Source organism: Paenibacillus sp. USHLN196 (assembly GCF_037144955.1).
GTDB lineage: Bacteria > Bacillota > Bacilli > Paenibacillales > Paenibacillaceae > Paenibacillus > Paenibacillus xylanexedens_C.
This window is the reverse complement of sequence record NZ_JBBCYH010000043.1, coordinates 1-455: the sequence shown is the minus strand read 5'-3', so window position 1 is coordinate 455 and position 455 is coordinate 1. Positions and strand designations below refer to the sequence as shown.

The following is a 455-nucleotide window of genomic DNA, read 5'->3' as shown; positions in this document are numbered from 1 at the left end:
ATCGCTCGTGTTCGAGCTGTCACTCCACTTGGTTTGCTTGCGCAAATCCAAAAGTCGTTCCATTTCGATCACTCGCTCATGCAATCTACCGTTTTTATTGAAACTTGTTTACACAAGTTCAGCTAAAAAGGAATGTTCTAATTCGCATTTACTTTCGTTTCGATATCTAGTTTTCAAAGAACAAGCCAAATAGATGAAATTGTTTGGTGGAGCCAAGCGGGATCGAACCGCTGACCTCCTGCTTGCAAGGCAGGCGCTCTCCCAGCTGAGCTATGGCCCCTCAAATTCCATCAAAACTGAACAAATGGATAAGTAACTGTGTTGCTGTTGCAGGTTCTTAGAACCTGCGTATTTGAATGTTTCCACTCGGGAAACGATTCTCCATAGAAAGGAGGTGATCCAGCCGCACCTTCCGATACGGCTACCTTGTTACGACTTCACCCCAATCATCTATC

At 44.8% G+C, this 455-nt stretch carries 1 tRNA gene and 1 rRNA gene; both read right to left on the bottom strand.

Going from position 1 to position 455, the window contains the following annotated elements:
• Nucleotides 1–204 precede the first annotated feature (204 nt).
• A tRNA-Ala gene (locus tag WFI24_RS34215) sits at nucleotides 205–280 on the bottom strand.
• Nucleotides 281–387: 107 nt separating this feature from the next.
• Nucleotides 388–455: ribosomal RNA gene (locus WFI24_RS34210) — 16S ribosomal RNA — on the bottom strand; the annotation flags it as partial.